At 34.7% G+C, this 18,856-nt stretch carries 12 protein-coding genes and 1 tRNA gene; 8 read left to right on the forward strand and 5 right to left on the reverse strand.

What is annotated here, in order from left to right; translation table 11 throughout:
* Positions 1 to 121: 121 nt before the first annotated feature.
* On the forward strand, positions 122 to 811 hold the full coding sequence (locus R2Q59_RS09745; protein ID WP_316785361.1) for a tetratricopeptide repeat protein: 690 nt from the start codon (positions 122 to 124) through the stop codon (positions 809 to 811).
* 756 nt (positions 812 to 1,567) lie between these two features.
* Here R2Q59_RS09745 and mgtE read toward each other — a convergent pair.
* Positions 1,568 to 2,941, reverse strand: a complete 1,374-nt coding sequence (gene mgtE / locus R2Q59_RS09750; RefSeq protein ID WP_316785362.1) for a magnesium transporter — start codon at positions 2,939 to 2,941, stop codon at positions 1,568 to 1,570.
* Positions 2,942 to 3,250: 309 nt separating this feature from the next.
* Between mgtE and R2Q59_RS09755 the strand changes: the two genes are divergently transcribed.
* From R2Q59_RS09755 to R2Q59_RS09770, 4 genes are all read left to right on the forward strand, one after another.
* On the forward strand, positions 3,251 to 4,837 hold the full coding sequence (locus R2Q59_RS09755; protein ID WP_316785363.1) for a flavin monoamine oxidase family protein: 1,587 nt from the start codon (positions 3,251 to 3,253) through the stop codon (positions 4,835 to 4,837).
* 16 nt (positions 4,838 to 4,853) lie between these two features.
* The gene (locus R2Q59_RS09760; RefSeq protein ID WP_316785364.1) at positions 4,854 to 6,026 is read left to right on the forward strand and encodes a histidinol-phosphate transaminase; all 1,173 of its coding nucleotides are present in this window, start codon (positions 4,854 to 4,856) and stop codon (positions 6,024 to 6,026) included.
* A 16-nt stretch (positions 6,027 to 6,042) separates the two neighbouring features.
* Positions 6,043 to 7,041 (forward strand): Hint domain-containing protein, encoded by a 999-nt coding sequence (locus R2Q59_RS09765; RefSeq protein ID WP_316785365.1) that lies wholly within the window; start codon positions 6,043 to 6,045, stop codon positions 7,039 to 7,041.
* Positions 7,042 to 7,112: 71 nt separating this feature from the next.
* Positions 7,113 to 8,123: a type IX secretion system membrane protein PorP/SprF gene (locus R2Q59_RS09770; RefSeq protein ID WP_316768321.1), complete on the forward strand. Its 1,011-nt coding sequence runs from the start codon at positions 7,113 to 7,115 to the stop codon at positions 8,121 to 8,123.
* On the opposite strand, the gene R2Q59_RS09775 is transcribed toward R2Q59_RS09770, so the two are convergent.
* On the reverse strand, positions 8,120 to 11,632 hold the full coding sequence (locus tag R2Q59_RS09775) for a gliding motility-associated C-terminal domain-containing protein (RefSeq protein WP_316785366.1): 3,513 nt from the start codon (positions 11,630 to 11,632) through the stop codon (positions 8,120 to 8,122). The genes R2Q59_RS09770 and R2Q59_RS09775 overlap by 4 nt on opposite strands.
* A gap of 138 nt (positions 11,633 to 11,770) precedes the next feature.
* Between R2Q59_RS09775 and R2Q59_RS09780 the strand changes: the two genes are divergently transcribed.
* From R2Q59_RS09780 to R2Q59_RS09790, 3 genes are all read left to right on the forward strand, one after another.
* Positions 11,771 to 11,842, forward strand: a tRNA-Arg gene (locus tag R2Q59_RS09780).
* 141 nt (positions 11,843 to 11,983) lie between these two features.
* Positions 11,984 to 13,216, forward strand: a complete 1,233-nt coding sequence (locus R2Q59_RS09785) for a YaiO family outer membrane beta-barrel protein (RefSeq protein WP_316785367.1) — start codon at positions 11,984 to 11,986, stop codon at positions 13,214 to 13,216.
* 5 nt (positions 13,217 to 13,221) lie between these two features.
* The gene (locus tag R2Q59_RS09790; RefSeq protein ID WP_316768326.1) at positions 13,222 to 14,376 is read left to right on the forward strand and encodes a hypothetical protein; all 1,155 of its coding nucleotides are present in this window, start codon (positions 13,222 to 13,224) and stop codon (positions 14,374 to 14,376) included.
* Here R2Q59_RS09790 and R2Q59_RS09795 read toward each other — a convergent pair whose 3' ends face one another.
* Genes R2Q59_RS09795 through R2Q59_RS09805 form a run of 3 tightly spaced genes read right to left on the reverse strand, consistent with a single transcriptional unit; the run spans position 14,377 to position 18,787 of the window.
* A complete protein-coding gene (locus R2Q59_RS09795; protein ID WP_316785368.1) occupies positions 14,377 to 16,416 on the reverse strand; it encodes an LTA synthase family protein in 2,040 nt (679 codons plus the stop codon).
* 8 nt (positions 16,417 to 16,424) lie between these two features.
* Positions 16,425 to 17,858: a glycosyltransferase gene (locus R2Q59_RS09800; protein WP_316768328.1), complete on the reverse strand. Its 1,434-nt coding sequence runs from the start codon at positions 17,856 to 17,858 to the stop codon at positions 16,425 to 16,427.
* Positions 17,855 to 18,787, reverse strand: a complete 933-nt coding sequence (locus tag R2Q59_RS09805; protein ID WP_316768330.1) for a hypothetical protein — start codon at positions 18,785 to 18,787, stop codon at positions 17,855 to 17,857. The genes R2Q59_RS09800 and R2Q59_RS09805 overlap by 4 nt, the downstream gene beginning before the upstream one ends.
* Between the last annotated feature and the right edge of the window lie 69 nt (positions 18,788 to 18,856).

Consider the following 18,856-nt stretch of genomic DNA (forward strand, 5'->3'; position numbering starts at 1 on the left):
CCCCTAAAGGGGACTTTTATACATTGCGCCTATCGGTTGGTGTCTCACCGACCGAAAACATAAAAATTAAAAGCTACTTCAATTGAAGTGGCTTTTTTTGTACTTTTAAAAAACATTAATTATGAAATACTATTTCGCACTTCTGGCTTTTACCTTCGTTTATTTAAGTGGATTTTCCCAGCAGATTACATACAGTCAATGGAAAGAGGAGGCCAAAAACAACATGGCATTGATTCCTAAATATGGCAATCTACCTAAAACAGAACAACAAAAAGACGCTGATGCAATATTAGTTAAAACCTTTTTGGAACAACATGAAACACATAGAAAATCCTCTGAAACTTTGGTGAAAATGGGATTTAATTATTTGCATCGAGGAGATTTAGAAACTGCAATGTACAGATTTAACCAGGCCTTTTTATTAGACCCTACAAATGAGGATGTTTTTTGGGGATTTGGAAGAATATATTTCACTTTTGGAGATTATGAAGCAGCGAATAAGCAATACAATGAGGGCTTAGCCATTAACCCTAAAAGTTCAAACATTATCACTGATATTGCCAGTATCCACATGGCAATATATGAAAACACTAAAAATGAAAAAGAATTAGATAAGGCAATAGAAATTTTCAAGAAAGCGTATGCAATTGATAGTGAAAATCAAAATGTATTATTCAAACTTTCTGCTGCTTATTTTTATAAAAATGATTGCGCTAACGCATGGATTTTCCACGATAAATGCAAAAAACTTGGCGGCAAACCTTTAACTGCAGACTACACAAAAGCATTAACCGCTAAATGTAATCGATAGTTGTATCTATCGCTAGTATCTCACCAACCGAAAACATAAAAGCTAATCAATTTGAATGGTTTTTTATGATTTGAAAAGCAAGGGCAGAAGCATTCATTAAAGTTACTCGGGCTATACACTACAATCTTTTGTGGCCTTCACTTCGGCTACGCTCAGTGCAAGCTCGCTCAGGCTGACACAAAAGGATTTCGTTGCTATCCCGTTTAGTTAACACAGGTCATTGCTGCTATTGAAAGTTGCATTATGCTTTAGACCTTATTGGTTGCTAAATTTTAACCTATTAGTTGGTGTGTCACCCACCAAAAACATAAAATCCTCAAATGTGGCTAAAGCCAAACCTTTCAATATTTTTTCCGTTGGCTGAAGCCTACGGCAATGAATATTTGAATTTCAATAATAATTTTTTCGTTGCCGTCGGTTTTAACCGACGGATTTATGCAGTTTGCACAGGCTTTAGCCACATCCTAAGAACTATTAACATTGTTTTCTAAACCCGTCCCGATAGCTATCGGGAGCAGTGTAAATCTCCCGATTTTTTCATCGGGAATTGCAACGAAAAGCGGGATAGGATTTTCCAAAGAATTACTGTAATTGATTTTCAAATTAACTTTTAAGAGAATTTTATTTTAGTCATCCGATGAATATTGTACAGCTTATTATATTCATCGGATGACTATTAATCTAACCTGACAACGCATTAAGATTGCTTTCCCGAGAAATCGGGACAGGCTGTGCCTCGCAATGACGAAATTGATACTAAAGTAAAATGCCTTTTAAAAACAACATGGCAAAAGAAAAATAGATAATCAAACCAGTAACATCTACTAAAGTTGCCACAAAAGGGGTTGAAGAAGCAGCTGGGTCGGCACCTAGTTTTTTAAGCAATAAGGGTAACATAGACCCCATTAAAGTACCCCAAAGTACAACGCCAATTAGCGAACAACCCACTACCAAACCTATTAAAATGTAATGCTCGCTAAATGAAGGCATGATAAAATGCCAGGCTAAAATTACGCTGAAACTGAGCAGGCAAAGTGTTGAACCTAAGAAAATACCAGAAAGAATTTCTCTTTTCATGACATCCCACCAATCTTTAATGGTTACTTCTCCCAGTGCCATGGCCTGAATAATGAGTGTAGCTGCTTGAGAGCCACTATTGCCACCGCTAGAAATAATTAATGGGATAAACGTTGCCAGAATAACCACCTTTGCAATTTCATGTTCAAAGTTCGACATCGCTGCAATGGTTAATAACTCGCCAAAAAAGAGCACTATAAGCCAAATCACACGTTTTTTATAAAGTTCAAAAACAGAAACATCTAAATAAGGTTCGTCTAAAGCTTGTGTACCCCCCATTTTCTGAATATCTTCTGAATATTCTTCGTGGGCAATCCACAAAATATCATCAATGGTTACAATACCTAATAGTACATTTTGGTCGTCTATTACTGGCAAAGCAACTCTATTATTCATCTTAAAAACCTGAATTGCTTCTTCTTGAGGGTCATTTACTTTCAGGGCGATTAGTCTATTATCCGTTAGTTCACCTATTTTAACTTCTGGGTCTGCTAATAAAATTTCACGAATTCGAATATCATCCAACAACACGCCATCTTTATCTATTACATAAACAACATCTATGGTTTCAGAATTTTTGCCATATCGACGAATGTGCGAAAGCACTCTGCTAACCGTCCATTCTATTTTTACAGCAATAAAATCTGGGGTCATCATCCTGCCTACGCTATCTTCTTCATAGCCTAAAAGATGTAACGCTTCTATCCTATCCTTATCTGGCAAAAGAATAAGCAGCTTTTTTACGGCGTCTCCTTTTAGTTCACCTAAAAGTGCAGTTCTATCATCGGGTGGCAAAGCCCGTATAATTTCAGTTAGCTTATTATTTTGTAGTTTTTTTATGATCCGCTCTTGGGTAGGGAAATCGAGGATACGAAAAACGTTAACGGCTCTTTTAATTGAAAGTGTTTCGATAAACTTTACAGCATGTTGTGGAAGCTCATCGATTAAATGCTCTACATCTGATATATTAAGCTCATTTAAATAGGTTTTTAACTGCCTGTCACTATCGTTTTCCAACAATTCCAACACTTCATCTACAAGCAGTTCTTCCATAAGCTTAAATTTAGTTCATCGTTCTGCAAAAGTGCCTTTTTCTTTTTAAAAAATCCAATTTAATATTTTTCCTAAATTTTGATCAAACGTTAGAAATAAACAGAAAACAAAAGAATAAACCTTAAATTTTCCTTTATATATTAAATTAAAATTAGATTTTATTGAAAAATTAATTTAATTACAATAAAAACACTACCAAATTAGTAGTTATGTCACAAAATTTATGCTTAAAAAACGATACAAATCACTATTTTACCAAAAAACATTCATTTATAATTTCAATATTTGTCATAATAAGCTCCAAAAATTTTGAAATCTATATCAAGACGTGATTTTTTAAGTAAAAGTGGTCTTTTAGCAAGCGCTAGTTACCCAGCAATGATTGCTTTGGGCCTTTTAAAGTCGGCACCTGCCCACGCATTTAATTTAGAAAAAAAAGGAAATGGCAAAAAAGTAATCATTTTAGGAGCTGGTTTATCTGGATTGGCTTCCGCTTATGAGTTAACTAAATTAGGTTATGAATGTACCATTCTTGAAGCTCGTGAAAGAACAGGTGGGCGTTGCTGGAGCATTAGAAATGGAAGCTCACACGCAGAACAAGACAAACCTTCAGTTTTTGCAAAGTTTGATGAAGGTTTATATTTTAATGCTGGTCCTTCACGCATCCCACATAACCATGAATTAACCTTGCATTATTGTAAGGAATTAGGTGTACCTATTCAGGTTTACAACAATGTTAACGAAAGCACTTACTTTTTCGCCGAAGGAAAAGGCGCACTTTCTAATAAAAAGGTACGAAATAGAGAAATTCATAACGACATAAGGGGTTATATGGCGGAGATGCTTTCTAAAACGATGGACTCGAATTTAGATAGCGCTTTAACAAAAGAAGATGGACAAAAAGTTATAGAATATTTAATGGCCGAAGGTGGTTTGGATGTGGATAAATTATACAAGGCATCTGCCAGAAGAGGATACATAGAATCACCTGGTGCGGGTAACAAACCTGGACTAATTGCTGACCCATACAAACTGGCAGACATTATCAAATCGGGTTTAATGGACCCAGATTTTTACAATGTTGCAGAATATACTTACGAGTTGCAGATGACTATGTTTCAAGCTGTAGGTGGGATGGACAAAATTGCCCAAGCTTTTGAAAAGAAAGTTGCGCCAATGCTAAAATTAAATGCTGAAGTATTATCCATCAACAACACAACTGATGGGGTAAAAATTATTTATAAGGATAAAACTGGAGAACACGAATTACAAGGAGATTTGTGTATTTGTACCCTGCCTTTACCAGTATTGAGCAGCGTAAAAAACAATTTTTCTTCCGACGTGAATCGAGCCATAGATTTTATAGAGTACAACAAAACTGGAAAAATTGGTTTACAATTTAAACGTAGGTTTTGGGAAGAAGATGAACATATTTATGGAGGTATAACTCATACCAATAATGAATTAACGCAAATATTTTATCCATCTTATGATTACTTGAGTAAAAAGGGAATTTTAATTGGCTACTATAATTTTAATGAAAAGGCCGCACAAGTAAGCGAATTAAGCTATGCTGACAGAGAGAAACTAGCTTTACAAAAAGGAAGGTTAATTCATCCGCAGTACGACAAGGAATTTGAAAGTTCGCTTTCGGTAAGCTGGCATAAAACAAAATACAGCATTGGTGGATGGGCTGTTTACAATACTGAGACCAGGAAAAATTCTTATCCAGCCATGCTTAAACCAGACGGCAACGTTTATTTTGCTGGCGAACATTTAACTTATTTAAACGCATGGATGGCCGGTGCATTAGAATCGGCAAGAAGTGTTGTAACCGATATACATGCTAGAACCACAGAATCGAGATTAAAATACCCAACCCAAACAAAAGGATAACCTAAAACAAAAAATTATGGCAAACACATTTAACCGTAGAAGCTGGATCAAATCTACAGCCATTATGGCGGGAGCAGCAACCTTCTTTTCTGGAGCATTAAACAAAATCTCAGCAATGCCACGTAGCATTCAACAACGAGTATTGAGCGACAGTTTTGCTGATAAATTTGCAGTATTGAGAGCTCAACCTACCATGAAGGCTAGGTTGTCTGCCAATGAAAATCCCTTTGGACCATCTAAAGCAGCTAAAAAAGCTATGAAAAAAGCTTTGGACACCAGTTATCAATATCCTTTCATGCACATGCGTGAGTTAACCAGCAAAATTGCAGCACATGAAGGTATTCAAGGTGGCAACATCATGATGGATGCTGGTTCATCGCCTATATTGCTAGCTGCTTCCTTATTTTACGCGAAAAATGGTGGAGAAATCATTTCTGCAGACCCATCTTATAACGACCTTCCAGCAGACGCTGAAAAACACGGCGCTAAATGGATAAAAACCGCCTTAACAAGCGATTATAAAATAGACCTGGATGCAATGGAAGCCAAAATAAATGATAAAACCGCATTAATTTATATCTGCAACCCTAATAACCCGACAGCTACAATATTAGACACAGCTAAACTTGCAGCATTTTGTGAGAGAGTAAGTAAAAAAGTGCCTGTATTTATTGATGAAGCTTATATCGATTATTTACCAGACCCCAAAGCCGCAAGCATGATTGATATGGTTAAAAAAGGTTCAAATGTTATTGTGGCAAGAACATTCTCTAAACTATATGGCTTTGCAGGTTTACGTTGTGGTTATATCGTTGCTTTGCCAGAAACTGTAAGAAGTCTATCTGCTTACTCAACTGGTATGATGAGCTTAACAGCTCCAACAATTGCAGCAGCCACTATCGCTTATCAAGAAACTGAATTTTTAAAAGATGCACTAGAAAAAACTACAGCATCAAAAGAATACTTATATAGTGTGCTCAAAGCCGAAGGTTATGATTATATTCCTTCCTCGGCAAATTTTGTCATGTTCCCTATTAAAATAACAGGAAATAAATTTGCACAAGAAATGAATAAAAGGGGCGTAAGCATTAGAACTTGGAAGTTTAGCGAAAAAGAATGGTGCAGGGTTAGTATCGGAAGAATGGATGAAATGAAAGCATTTGCAGAAGCATTTAAAGATATTTCATAAAACAAACAATAATACAATGAAAAAATTTCTACTTATTTTAAGTTTAAGCCTGACAATCAACTTTGCTCAAGCTCAACAAAAAACTGTAAATCCACGTCCAATTACAATGTTGGAGTATGATAAAGCTAAAAAATATACCATTGCAGACCTGGACAAAGACACTTATGTTAAATTTGATAACATTTATATTTTAGATAGATACGAAGCGAGAAAACCGTATTTTATTACTGGAGATGATGGTTTAAAAAAACGTATAGATTTATATAAATTTTTAGCTAAGGAAGGAATGCAAGAGCTGGGTGTAATGGTTTTTTACACCACCGAGAAGGGGAAAATCTATCAGGCACTAATTCCTAATTTTACTGCCGAAGGCACAGTATGGGAAAAATACTTTCAAGATATTGATAACATCAATAAAGAGGAAAAAAACTTTATCTTAAAGTTATCTTATATCATTTCTAAAGAATTAAGCTATCAGCAATATAAGGTTTTAAATAGCGGAAAAAATCTTTCTGAAGAAGCTGCAACTTATGGTAGCGATATCTGTTTCCCTGGTGATGAGGCAGTGGCAATGGCTAATGGTTCAAAAAAATTGCTAAAAGACATTAAAGCTGGTGATGATGTGTTAACCATAGACCCATCTACCAAAATTACTACAGTGGTAAAAGTTAAAGAATTAACCCAGCACGATGCTAAAAACTATGCCTTAACCAAGTTAACCTTAATGGCAGAAAAGAGCATAAAAACTGCAACTGCAACAGAAATTAAATTAAGCACTAAAGTGCTACAAGCAACGCCAAATCATCCAATGCTTACCAAAAATGGCAATTTTAAAATTGGAGCGATAAAAGAAGGCGAAGAAGTGCTTTGCTTAAATGAATTAACTGGCAAATATGAAGCTTTTGTAGTTTGGAAAAAGGAAGAATTTGCTGGCGGAACACAAAAAGTATACAACATGGTTGCCTCTGCAGGAACTACTTTTGTAATGAATGGCGTAATGGTAATGCAGAAATAATTGTTTTAGAATATACTATAGAATTAGTTACAACTTATTATCTTAGCGAAATAAGATGTAACTAATTTTTAATGAAATATTTTTGTGTTTTTATTATCGCCCTGCTAATTTGTAATTTAAGTTACAGTCAAGAAACTCCTCGAAGCACGCAATACATTTTCAATAATTATTTATTAAATCCTGCCTTATCTGGCATAGACAGTTATATCGACGTAAAATTAGGCTACAGAAAACAATGGTCGGGATTAGACGGAGCACCTAGCACACAATACGCTTCGCTTAGTATGCCCATGGGTGAAGAGTTTGTAAGAAGCTCTGTAAATTCATTTAATTCTAAAGGCTACAATCCGTTAAGCAGAAGTTACGTAAACACTTATACTGCTGCAGAACCACACCATGGCATAGGTTTAATAGCAATGACAGATAAAGCCGGCTTAATAAGACAAAGTAGTTTTAACTTCACCTATGCTTATCACTTGGGCATTAGCAATGATGTAAATTTAGCTGTTGGAGCATCTGCCGGAATTAATTTTCTAAGTTTTAATGCTACTGATGTAATTGCACAAAGCAGTAGCGACCCATTATTTACAGCTGATTACAACAATAGATTTAGACCCGATGTTGGTTTTGGTTTATGGTTATACAGTCCGAGATTTTTCATGGGCGCTTCTGCAAAACAACTTTTAGGCTCTAGAAGTGCAATTGAAGACAACAAGTCGGTATCGTTACCTTATCAATCTACCACCGTTTATGCAACTGCAGGATATAAAATATTTTTGGATGAAGATATTGCAATGATCCCTTCATTTTTAGCAAGCTACCATTTAAATTCTCCTGCTGCTGTAGATGCCAATTTGAAGTTAGCTTATCAGGATAGATTTTGGGTTGGTACAAGCTATAGAAATAATGATGCATTCTCAATGCTTGCAGGCTTCAATGTTGCAGCATTAGTTAACTTAAGTTATTCTTATGACATCAATACATCGGCATTGCGTTCTGTTAATCGTGGCACACATGAAATTGTACTAGGCTTTTTGTTAAATAATCGTTATCAGGTTAGGTGTTCTACTCGACAGTTTTAACGCAAAATAGTTATACTCCCACTTATTGGCTTACATTCTGAACGTAAATCTATCAAGTAAAAATAAACGCCCGCAGGCAAGTCTTTTCCTCTAAATCTACCATCAAAAGGCTTGGTATAATTACCTATAGATTCATAAACCAATTGTCCGTCTCTTGTGTAAACTTTGATATTGTTGCCTTTATAATCTGGTAAACCGTTAACCATCCAAAAATCATTCAATCCATCGCCATTTGGTGTCATTACGTTACCTAACTCTAAGTTATCATGTGTAACTTCAATATGGATTTTGGTGAACGTGCTCTCACAAGACCCCAATTTTCTTTTAATATAATAATCGGCAGTTTTACTTACCTTAAAGTTGAAAACACCGGTTGAAGTTTCCAAAATTGGTTTATCATCGCCCATATCAGCAAATAATTGATAAGTTCCCTCTTGCTTCCCAATGATAGGCACGGCAATATCAGACACATAACAAATCCTAATATCACTTACAACGGGAGCTTCTATTTTAAATGGCTCATCTAAAATTTCATAAACCTGACTAATGGCATAACCACAACTAGATTTATCCCTAACCTCTAAACGATATTTACCACTCCCCACATCAATTAAATCTTTGGTAAATTGAACTGCCTCTCCAGCTTCATTTATCCATTTATAATCGTACTCTGGCACACCACCAACAACTTGAATACCTTTTACAGAGCCGCGTTTTAAGCTACAACCATCTTTTACTGTAACACCGCTATTTGGTGAGATTGTTAATTTCGGTGTTGCCGTAATTACAAATGGACCATGAACAGATTGGCAATTATTAATATCCCAAGCATATAAGGTATAACTACCTGCTGGGATGTTTTTGATCTCTGAAATTGTGCCTGGGATGATGGTTCCAGCTTCATTTCTCCATTCGAATCTTGACGGTCTTACTGTTGATGTATAATTGAGAGTGACGCTACCGTTAATAAGCTCGCAAGTTGTATTAATTTTGGTTTCAGTATAAGTAAATAACTGCGGTTCTAAAGCTGTAACTATAAAGGGCCTGCTAATTGCACAGGTATAAAGTGTATTACTTGCCGTAAGCGTATAGGTTCCAGGCGCTAAATCCGTTAAACCTATTTGCATACCACTTGAATAAGTTCCTTTTTTTAGAGAAACACCCGCTGCGTCTTTCCATTCGTAATAATCTGCATCTGTAATTGTCGGGCTACTAATTATTCCATTGTTTAAGCCGCATCTACCAGGTGTAATTGCACCACCACTAATAACTACCGTATTGTAAATACTGATGTTGTATCTTTGAGAAACAGGAGAACATTGGCCTTGATCATAAATCATGATTGTATAACCTCCACCTTCTACATTTTCTAAATCTAACGAAGTTGAAACTTCAGTTGTGCCCATTGCACCAGTTACCGGATCATGCTTAAACCATTTGTAAGTTGCTGTACCTGTTACATCATCCCAAACAATTCCTTTTATAGAGCCATTAGCCTTTCCGCAAGCTGCCGCAACTGATACACCTTGTGTTTTAATTTTTGGCTGTGGTTTTCTATTAATAGTTATCGGGTCAGAGTCTAGTTTACAGCTTGCATCATCAGTTACCCGTACAAAATAAGTGCCTTCTGGCAAGGAAGCTGGATTATTATTGCTTACAACCGCATTCGCAGTGTTTATCCATTGGTAACGAATAGTTCCCTTTCCTCTTAAAACTTCTGCAGTAAAAGTAAAAACAGTTTGTCCGCAAGCCGGAGTTGGAGGTATTATAGTCGGTTTAGTTAATTTTTGGTCTTTAACAATATGTATACTTGAAAAAGCTTTACACCCATCATCAATTGTTACTTCATAAGTACCCACATCTAACCCGGTAATGCTTTGAGTATTTCCCTTTGATGTACGACTATTATCTGTTTCTATTTTAACCCAACTAAATGTAAATCCTTCACGATCTTCTGGAATAGTAATTGATCCATTTCCATTACAAGTTACTGGTTCTATAATAGCTTCATTTGGTAATAAGTCTGCCGTTGAGAAAGGTGATGTTGTTGCATTTAACAAACTAGCAGTAGCAGTTACATTTCCACTTAGCGCTCCATTATATTCCCATTTTCCATCACTTCCTGCCTGTACAGTTTTAATGTATGTTTTTCCTTCGCAAATACCATTACAGTTTTGTGAGAAAAACAATTCAACTTCAGAGTTAGGCGTCGCTTTTCCTGAAACATAATCTGCACGCTTTTTCAGAATTTGAATGTATGGCTGCAGAATACTTAAAGTCTTTCCTATTCCGAATGTTTTATTACAATACATACTATTTCTAGTAATCTTTACTGCTTTTGAAGAAGTTGTTTCTATTCCGAAATTATTATAGGCAATACTATTTTTCTCTTCGGTTGCTCCTCCTCCTATTGTTCCAATTGCATTATTACCAATCTGTACTCCAATGCCATTACCCAAGTTTATGTTTCCAATAATATCTGTTCCAATGGTGTTTCCTGTTAAAATAAAGTCAGAATTAGTAATAGAAACCCCTACTGTCCTATTTCCTCCAATAACGTTATTGCGAACATATAGTGCCGAATTAACAGCATCAACCTTAAGGCCGGCGATTTCTAAAGAAGACGAAGAAAGAAAAATTGGCAATTCGTGAAAATCCTTTAAACCTGTTGCATCAACCCCTATTTTATTATTAATAATATTGATATCAAATCTCGTACTTGTAGAACTAAACCTTTTAATATCTAAGTTTATTCTGTTCGCGGCGATTACATTCCCTTCGCCAGCGTTATCTCCACCAACATCTAATGAGCAGTCGTATAAACTTGCAGACACACCATAAACGTTTGTATTTGCAGTTATCCCATCGTAAAACAAACCGATTATATTAGACCTTACCTTTAGCTTGCTCAATGGATTAGGGGTTACAAACACAGTAGAATTCTGAATTAGAATTCCATTAATGTTTCCACTGATGACATTCCCTTTTCCTGGTGCACCAATTGTAATGTCATTAGACCTATAATCTATAATTATTCCAGAACCCTGACTTGTATTTACTGATTGCAGATTTGTAATCGTAGCAAAATTCCTAAGATATAACCCATAAATTTCTACCGCGGTGGTTTGCAAACCTGTGGATGAAAACTGTCCAATAACTAATCCAGAAAATGTAGTATTTGAATTCTCTGGTTCAATGATAATTTTAGCACCCGAAACACCTAATGCAGGCCAAGCTTGTGAACTTCCATCGATAATAGTATTAGAAGTTATAATTGGCAATGCTGATCTTAATCTAATTGTTCTATTTGCATTATCTGTTGGATCTCCAGAAAGCTGAAAGTTTATAACAAACGGTGTTGTTCTGTTAGCAGCAGCTGCATTTAATAAGCCTTGCCTCAAAGTTCCAGGTCCGCTATCAGCTGTGCTTGTTACGTTATAAGTTTGAGCAAAAACCTTATTAAAACAAAAAAGAGTTGCAACAAGGATAAAAAATCTGAGAAAGCGCATAAAATAGTTTGAAGAGCCAAAATACAATTTTCATTATATATTGCCTAACTGTTTAGTTAAGAATATTTACATATTTTATAATCACGTTTCACTTACAATACACCATTTAAACAGATGTTTATCTATATTTGCAGATATGTCCCCGTAGTTCAATGGATAGAATTATGGTTTCCGGTACCATCGATATGAGTTCGAATCTCGTCGGGGACACAAGAAAGGCTTGCAATATTTGCAAGCCTTTTCATTAACATAAGTTTTCTATTTAGTTAAACAACATTAACTCAAACATTGCTTTTTTTGCTTTTTTAGTTAACTTTAGAATGTCAATCAGACCCAAAATATAGCTAGCCGATGAGATTTCGCATTTCCTTTATTACATTTTTACTTTTGGCCTGTAACATCTTTACCTTTGCTCAGAGTGCTGATGATCTTTTTACACAAGCACGTAAAGCTGCTTTTAATGAGTCTAACTATCCAAAAGCGATTAGCTTAAGTAAAACCGCATTACAAGCCAGCCCTGATTATGCAGACATAAGAGTGTTTTTAGGAAGGGTTTATACTTGGAGCAAAAAACCGGATAGTGCTAGAGCAGAGTTTAACTACATCATTGATAAACAACCTACTTACGAGGATGCATACGTGGCCCTAGGTAATTTAGAATTCTGGAATGAAAATACAGATAAAGCATTGATTGTTGTTAACAAAGGTCTTAAAGTGGTTCCCAACTCTGAACCTTTAAATTTATTAAAGGCAAAATTGCTTAACGATTTAAAACGCTGGGAAGAAGCTGATGTATTATTAGTTGATATCTTAAAGAAAAACCCTTCACTTACAGAAGCTCGTTCCTTAGCGAGTAGGGTTAAAGAAAATAGTGCAAAAAATAGAGTTGGAGTTAATTATAGCTTCATCTATTTCGATAAACAGTTTGCAGACCCATGGCATATTGCAAGTGTTGATTATAGCAGGCAAACGAAATATGGTTCTATTGCTGGCAGAGTAAATTATGCGAATAGATTTAACAGCAGTGGGCTTCAATTTGAAATTGATGCTTATCCAAGAATTTCGAATACCTTTTATGCTTATGTAAGTGGTGGTTATGCAACAGAAGCTGGTGTATTTCCCAAATATAGAGCTGGCTTTTCTCTTTATGCCAACTTACCACATAGTTTCGAAGCAGATGCAGGACTTAGATATTTGAGATTCGGTGACAATACTTTTATTTACACTGCATCCATTGGCAAATACTATAAAAACTTCTGGTTTAACTTCAGAACATACTTAACCCCATCAACAAGTAACGTTTCTCAATCATTTTCATTAAACACCAGATATTATTTTGGCGGTGCCGATGATTATTTAAGTTTAAGTCTAGGAACGGGTTTGTCTCCAGATGATCAAAATAATGTATTGATTAATGCCACCAATTACAAGCTAAAATCTAACAGTATCTCTTTAGGATTAAGGAAATCATTTAAAACCTTTAATGTTGTAACCTTTAATTTAGGTTTAGAAAATCAAGAATATTTGAAAGGTGTTAAGGGTAATCAATTTGATGCGAGCATAGGTTATATCAGAAGGTTTTAGTGATTATGAAAAAAAACAAACTCCTTCTTTTTATAGCCTTCATTTTTGCTATTCCAGTACTGATGTTTATCTTTTGGTGGCTTAAACCTAAAAATAAAATGGTAGTGGCCATCGTAGACAAAACGGTTTTAACAAGCGATGGTCAAGAGCATATCTCCCTAACTTGGATTTTAAATCACGAGAGACTAACTAAAACTAATACAAAGAGATACAATATTCGTAATGACTACTTTGGTTTTTTTCCGAAGGATAACGAGAAGTTTAGACTTAAAGGTTTAGAGCGTTTTACGGATGTACAATTAAAGCAACTAAGTGATGATGCCGATATTGCCTATTTTACCGACACTTATGGTATCTACAAAAAAGAGTGGTATAATCAACATACCGATCAGCGTAGCTCGGGTATATTGTACGGCGGGTTAAGTGAAAAGGATTTAGATTTTTTAGCCTTAATGAAAGCTAAAAAAAAGCTCATCGTTACAGAATTTAACACAATCGGTTCTCCAACTACCCCACAAAACAGAAGCCGTTTCGAAAGTATGTTTGGTATGCATTGGACAGGTTGGACGGCGAGGTATTTTGATAGCCTTGATACCTTAAGAAATACCGAACTTCCAAAATGGTTGGTAAAAAACTATAAAACATCCAATAATAACAAATGGACATTTAAACGAGCTGGTATTGCTTTTGTAAGTGATCTTGATCAAGTTGTAATTTTAGAAGATACGACACATTTAACCAATGACATACCTATGATTGTGACAAGTAAATTTGGCATAGAAAAATTTGGCCTACCTGAAAGGATGAAATATCCCTTTTGGTTTGATGTAATTGTACCGAACAATAAAGTCAATCAAAACGTATCAAATTTTGAGATTAGCACTAATCAAAAAGGAAAAACCGAACTAGCCAAGTATGGCATTCCTGCTAGTTTTCCTGCAATTTTAATGCATAAAGGAAATGATTATCAATTTTATTATTTCTCTGGAGATTTTTGTGATAATCCATTATCAATGACATCCTCTTACTTTAGAGGAATAGAATTTTTTAAGTTCTTAATGTATGACACAGAAGACAAAATGGAACGCAAAAGTTTCTTCTGGAATTTTTACAGGCCATTGATGACAACCATTTTAAAAGAACAAGCCCACAAAAAATAGTTATTTTTTAAGTATTGAGTAATTCCTTATTAATGAATCTGGCCAAATTTTGGCGCCATTAGTTATTTTATTATTTCGCTTCTTAAAATTTTCGAATTTGTTTTTTATTTGATTTAGAACTTCTTCATCTTCAATAGCTACTTCTTGCATATTATTATCAAGCTTAAACAAAGTATTCCCGTTTAAATGATATTCTCCCATAACAAAATCAATCATATCTGTTTTGGTCTGAATAATCGGATATTGATGTATATTTCTAAAATTACGAGCTGTATCAAGTCCAGTTCCCATCCAACTTGATTGAGATGGAATTTTTAGTTTATAGTTCGTTTTCAAATAGGCTAAAATACTTGGTGTTATATCAAAATGTGTTGAGACAGATTCCATTTGGGCCGTACGTTTTAGCATTGGTGAGAAGATAATCAATGGCACATGGTAACGATCAATTTTATTGTTCATTGGTATTTCTGGCATTCTATGATCCCCAGTAATTACGAAAATAGTATTGGTATAATCACTTCTTTTTTGATACTTAAAAAAGAAATTTCGTAATGCTTCATCTGTATATAAGATGCTCGAATATTGTAGTTTATAATTACGATAAGTTGCCTTCTGTTCTTCGCTAAAATTCAGCTGACTCATTCTGTTTTCAAATAACTTTAGGTATTTTTCCTGATTATCGATTAAAAACGGGTTATGCGTTGCAACCGTTAAAACCACACTTAGTTCAGGATTTTGAGGCAATTGGCTTCTTGTATTTAAGAAATAATCAAATAACTGATCATCTGAATAACCCCATGTGAAACCATTTTGAACAGGCAACTTTGTATATCCATTTGGAAAGCTTGCACCATCTTTTATTTCATCAACTGCATTTTTTTGTAAAAAGGTTTTCATGTTATCGAATTTCGAATCGCCTCCATAATAGAATGATGTACGGTAGTTATTATATTTCAATAAACTGTACAAAGACAAATGGCCTGGCATTTTATCATTTAATTCTAAAAAGCCATTTTTTGCAAATGGCAGCGATCCCATTAATGATGGTAAAACAGCGAATGTTCTACCACCTTCACTTAAAAAGTTTTTCCAGTATAAACTTTTGTTAGCAAGAGAATCTATAAAAGGCGTGAAATTACCTAAGTATGCACCTTCATTTGTAAATGCCCTTCCTAAACCTTCAACCAAAATAAAGACAATATTTGGTGGCGTTTTACTAGGATTCATAAAAGGAGTTAATACATCCGCTGTTTGCTCTTGATGCAAAAAAGGATATTCACTTTCATTAATATATTCAAAATTCACTAAGCTTGAGTTACTGCTTTCATAATCAGCGATGTAACTATCACTATAAATATCTAACTCTTCAGGCTGAGGGAAGAAATAATTATAAGATGCTGAGAAGAAGTAATCAGACTTATTTAGAACAAGGTTATTTGCAAAATCTGATTGAAACGCTGTACTGCCAATCGAATTTACGTTAACAAGCAATAACAAAAGTGAAATTACTGGAAATATTAAGGCGATCTTTCCTGATATATTAATTCTCTTAGGAAAAAATTTTAAGGCAAATATTAGTCCAGCTAATAGCAACAAAAAGCCCAAGATGATCCAAATGCTTAAACTTCCTGATGCCCCGACTGTTTGTTCAATATCTGCGATAGAGTAGCCATATAAATCACTACCTAAAGGCAATAAAGAAGCATTAAAATAATTAATCAGTAGTAACTGTGTTAATGCCAAAAGAAAAATTAAAACATAACTTATAACTACCGCAGCCTTTTTTGAAACAAAGTATATAATCACAAACAGCAAGTATTCTAGCCACAACCATTTGAGCCAAAAAACCAGACCTTTAAATAAAGAAAGTGCTATAATGTTAAATATATGTTCTGGAAATTCATGCGTAAATCCATTAAATAGAACTTCAAAAACACTTAATATTAGTAAAACACCCAACCACACTAAAAAAATTCTTGCAAATTCTTTAGTTACATTATACAGTTGTTTCAATTTTTTATTTCTTGAATCCTTGTCCATATCTGCAATTAACTATTTGGTTTCTTTGGCGAAGAAAGGCCCTGCCTAGTCATTTCTCCCCACGAGTTTTTCTTTTGATAAAGATCAATATTTCCCTTAATGGAAGACCATACAACAAACGGGTGAAAAACAAATGGCTCCATCAATGCAGTTCCAATTAACCTTGCAATGTCTCGGTACCTGCTGTATTGATTATAAGTTAGAACTTCCATTAGAATAGCAAAAATAGAGTACATGATACCGAAGCTGAACACCAAACCCAATAAGCCAAAGAAAAAATACCAATTAGTTAAGCCAAAAAGCGCAAGAATAATAAAGCAAGACATTCCTACAAACTCTATAATAGGCGCCAGATACTCAAAAAAGAACCAATATGGATAGCTTAACATTCCTAATAGCCCATATTTAGGATTGAAAAACATAACTTTATGCATTCTCAGTGTTTCGATGGTTCCTCTTGCCCATCTATTTCTTTGTCTACCTAAAATTTTAAAGGATACTGGAGCCTCCGTCCAACACAATGGATCTGGAATAAAACTAACTCTGTAAGGCTGCTTCAGTTCTTCCATGTATCTTCTCATTCTAACAACGAGTTCCATGTCTTCTCCAACGGTATTATGATCATAACCGCCACATTTTACTGCAATTTCTTTATCAAATGCTCCAAATGCCCCAGAAATTAATAAAAGACCATTCAATCTGCTCCAAGCCATCCTTCCTAACAAAAATGCCCTAATATATTCAAGGGTTTGCATTCTAGGTAAAAAAGTATTTGGCAGGTTTATCTTAACCAACATTCCATCTTCAATGGTACATCCATTTGCAATTCTGATCACACCTCCTGTGGCAATAACTCTTTTATCAGTATTTTCTAAAAATGGTTTAGCCAGCTTAAGTAGTGCATCTTGTTCAAGTATACAATCAACATCAATACAAACAATATATTCTTTCTGCGATATATTTATGCCAACGTTTAAGGCATCGGCCTTGCCACCATTTACTTTATCTACAACTATTAATTTGCGATATTTTTTAGCTCTACTCTTATAAACGCCCCTAACTGGCTTTGTTGCCACTTGCTCGTTAACAAAAAAATCGCTTTTATATAAATCGTAGGCGGCAATCAGTTTTTCTAGTGAATCGTCTTTGCTTCCATCATTAATTATAATTACTTCTAAATTATTGTAATGTATGGATAGTAATGAACGTACATTTTCAATAACATTAGCTCCTTCATTGTATGCAGGAGCCAATATACTCATACCAGGTGCTTGTGTAGAACTTGCCAATGCCCTATAATCTGTAAAGCTATTTTTAAATAAATATCTCCTAATTTCTCCTATAGAATATAAACCAATAAACACATAAAGGCTTAATAGTACGATTGAATAAAGTAAAATACTGTAAGTAAGTATATCAACTAAAATGGACTGCCAACTCATATCAACTCTCCTTTTATTTGTTTAATAATCTGATCTAAAGGATGCTGTTTACTTTGCGGAAGCTTTTCTACTTCTTCTAATCCCTGTGGGTTGATGTTGGCGATTGTACGAACAATTAATCTCTTCAATTCGTTCTCCTCCTGATCCAAAAACTCTATCAAAGCAGGAATATCATCGTCATAACCAATATCTTGCAATACCTTTACAATGGCTTTTTGATTTTTTAAGGTTTCAACTGGATACCTATCTATCAGAATCTTTGAAGTATCATTGGTATAAATTTTTTCTAAAGTGTAAATTACTTCTAATCGAATAGTCTCATTTGAATGAGTTAAAAGTTCTGTTATTTGGGAATAAAGTTCAAATCGATGATAGTTTCTTACCAATTTTAGTGCAAAAACAATTACGCTTATATTAGTCGAATCAAGCCATTTTTCGATACCACTGAAATTATCTGGAGCAAGGCGAGAAAGCTCTTGCAATAATTTTATCTGCTGCCATTCAGAAATCTGATAGCTTACCACATCTAAAAATCTTAGGCCTTCAAAACCATATAATTTAACAATGGTAGTTTGGGCTTCCATCCTCACCAAATCATTTTTATTATTAGTAGATCTGTAGATTTTATTTAAATGGGTTTTTTGGCCCATTATGCCAAGCTCTTGAATTGCCTTTGCCTTTATATGCCAACGCCTACTTTTAAGTCTTTTAACTGCATATTTATCTAAGTTGAGCTGATTGTAAAGGCTTTCTAAATTAATGGCTGCAGTGCCAGAAATATTCTTTTTTGCAGACAAGAGCTCTTCGGTTAAAATAGATCTGAAATTGTTATTCGGTAACATTTTCGCCGTCCTTGCAGTAATAGGAATTAACTGATTTTCCTCAGTTTGTTCTAAGAAAATAGCATTTCTAATTAATATATCTGCCATATTCTTTAGTTTTTTATACCTGCGATCCTTCACTTTCTTGATGGTCAGAGTGATGAACATCAAGAGCAT

This window comes from Pedobacter frigiditerrae (assembly GCF_032678705.1).
GTDB lineage: Bacteria > Bacteroidota > Bacteroidia > Sphingobacteriales > Sphingobacteriaceae > Pedobacter > Pedobacter frigiditerrae_A.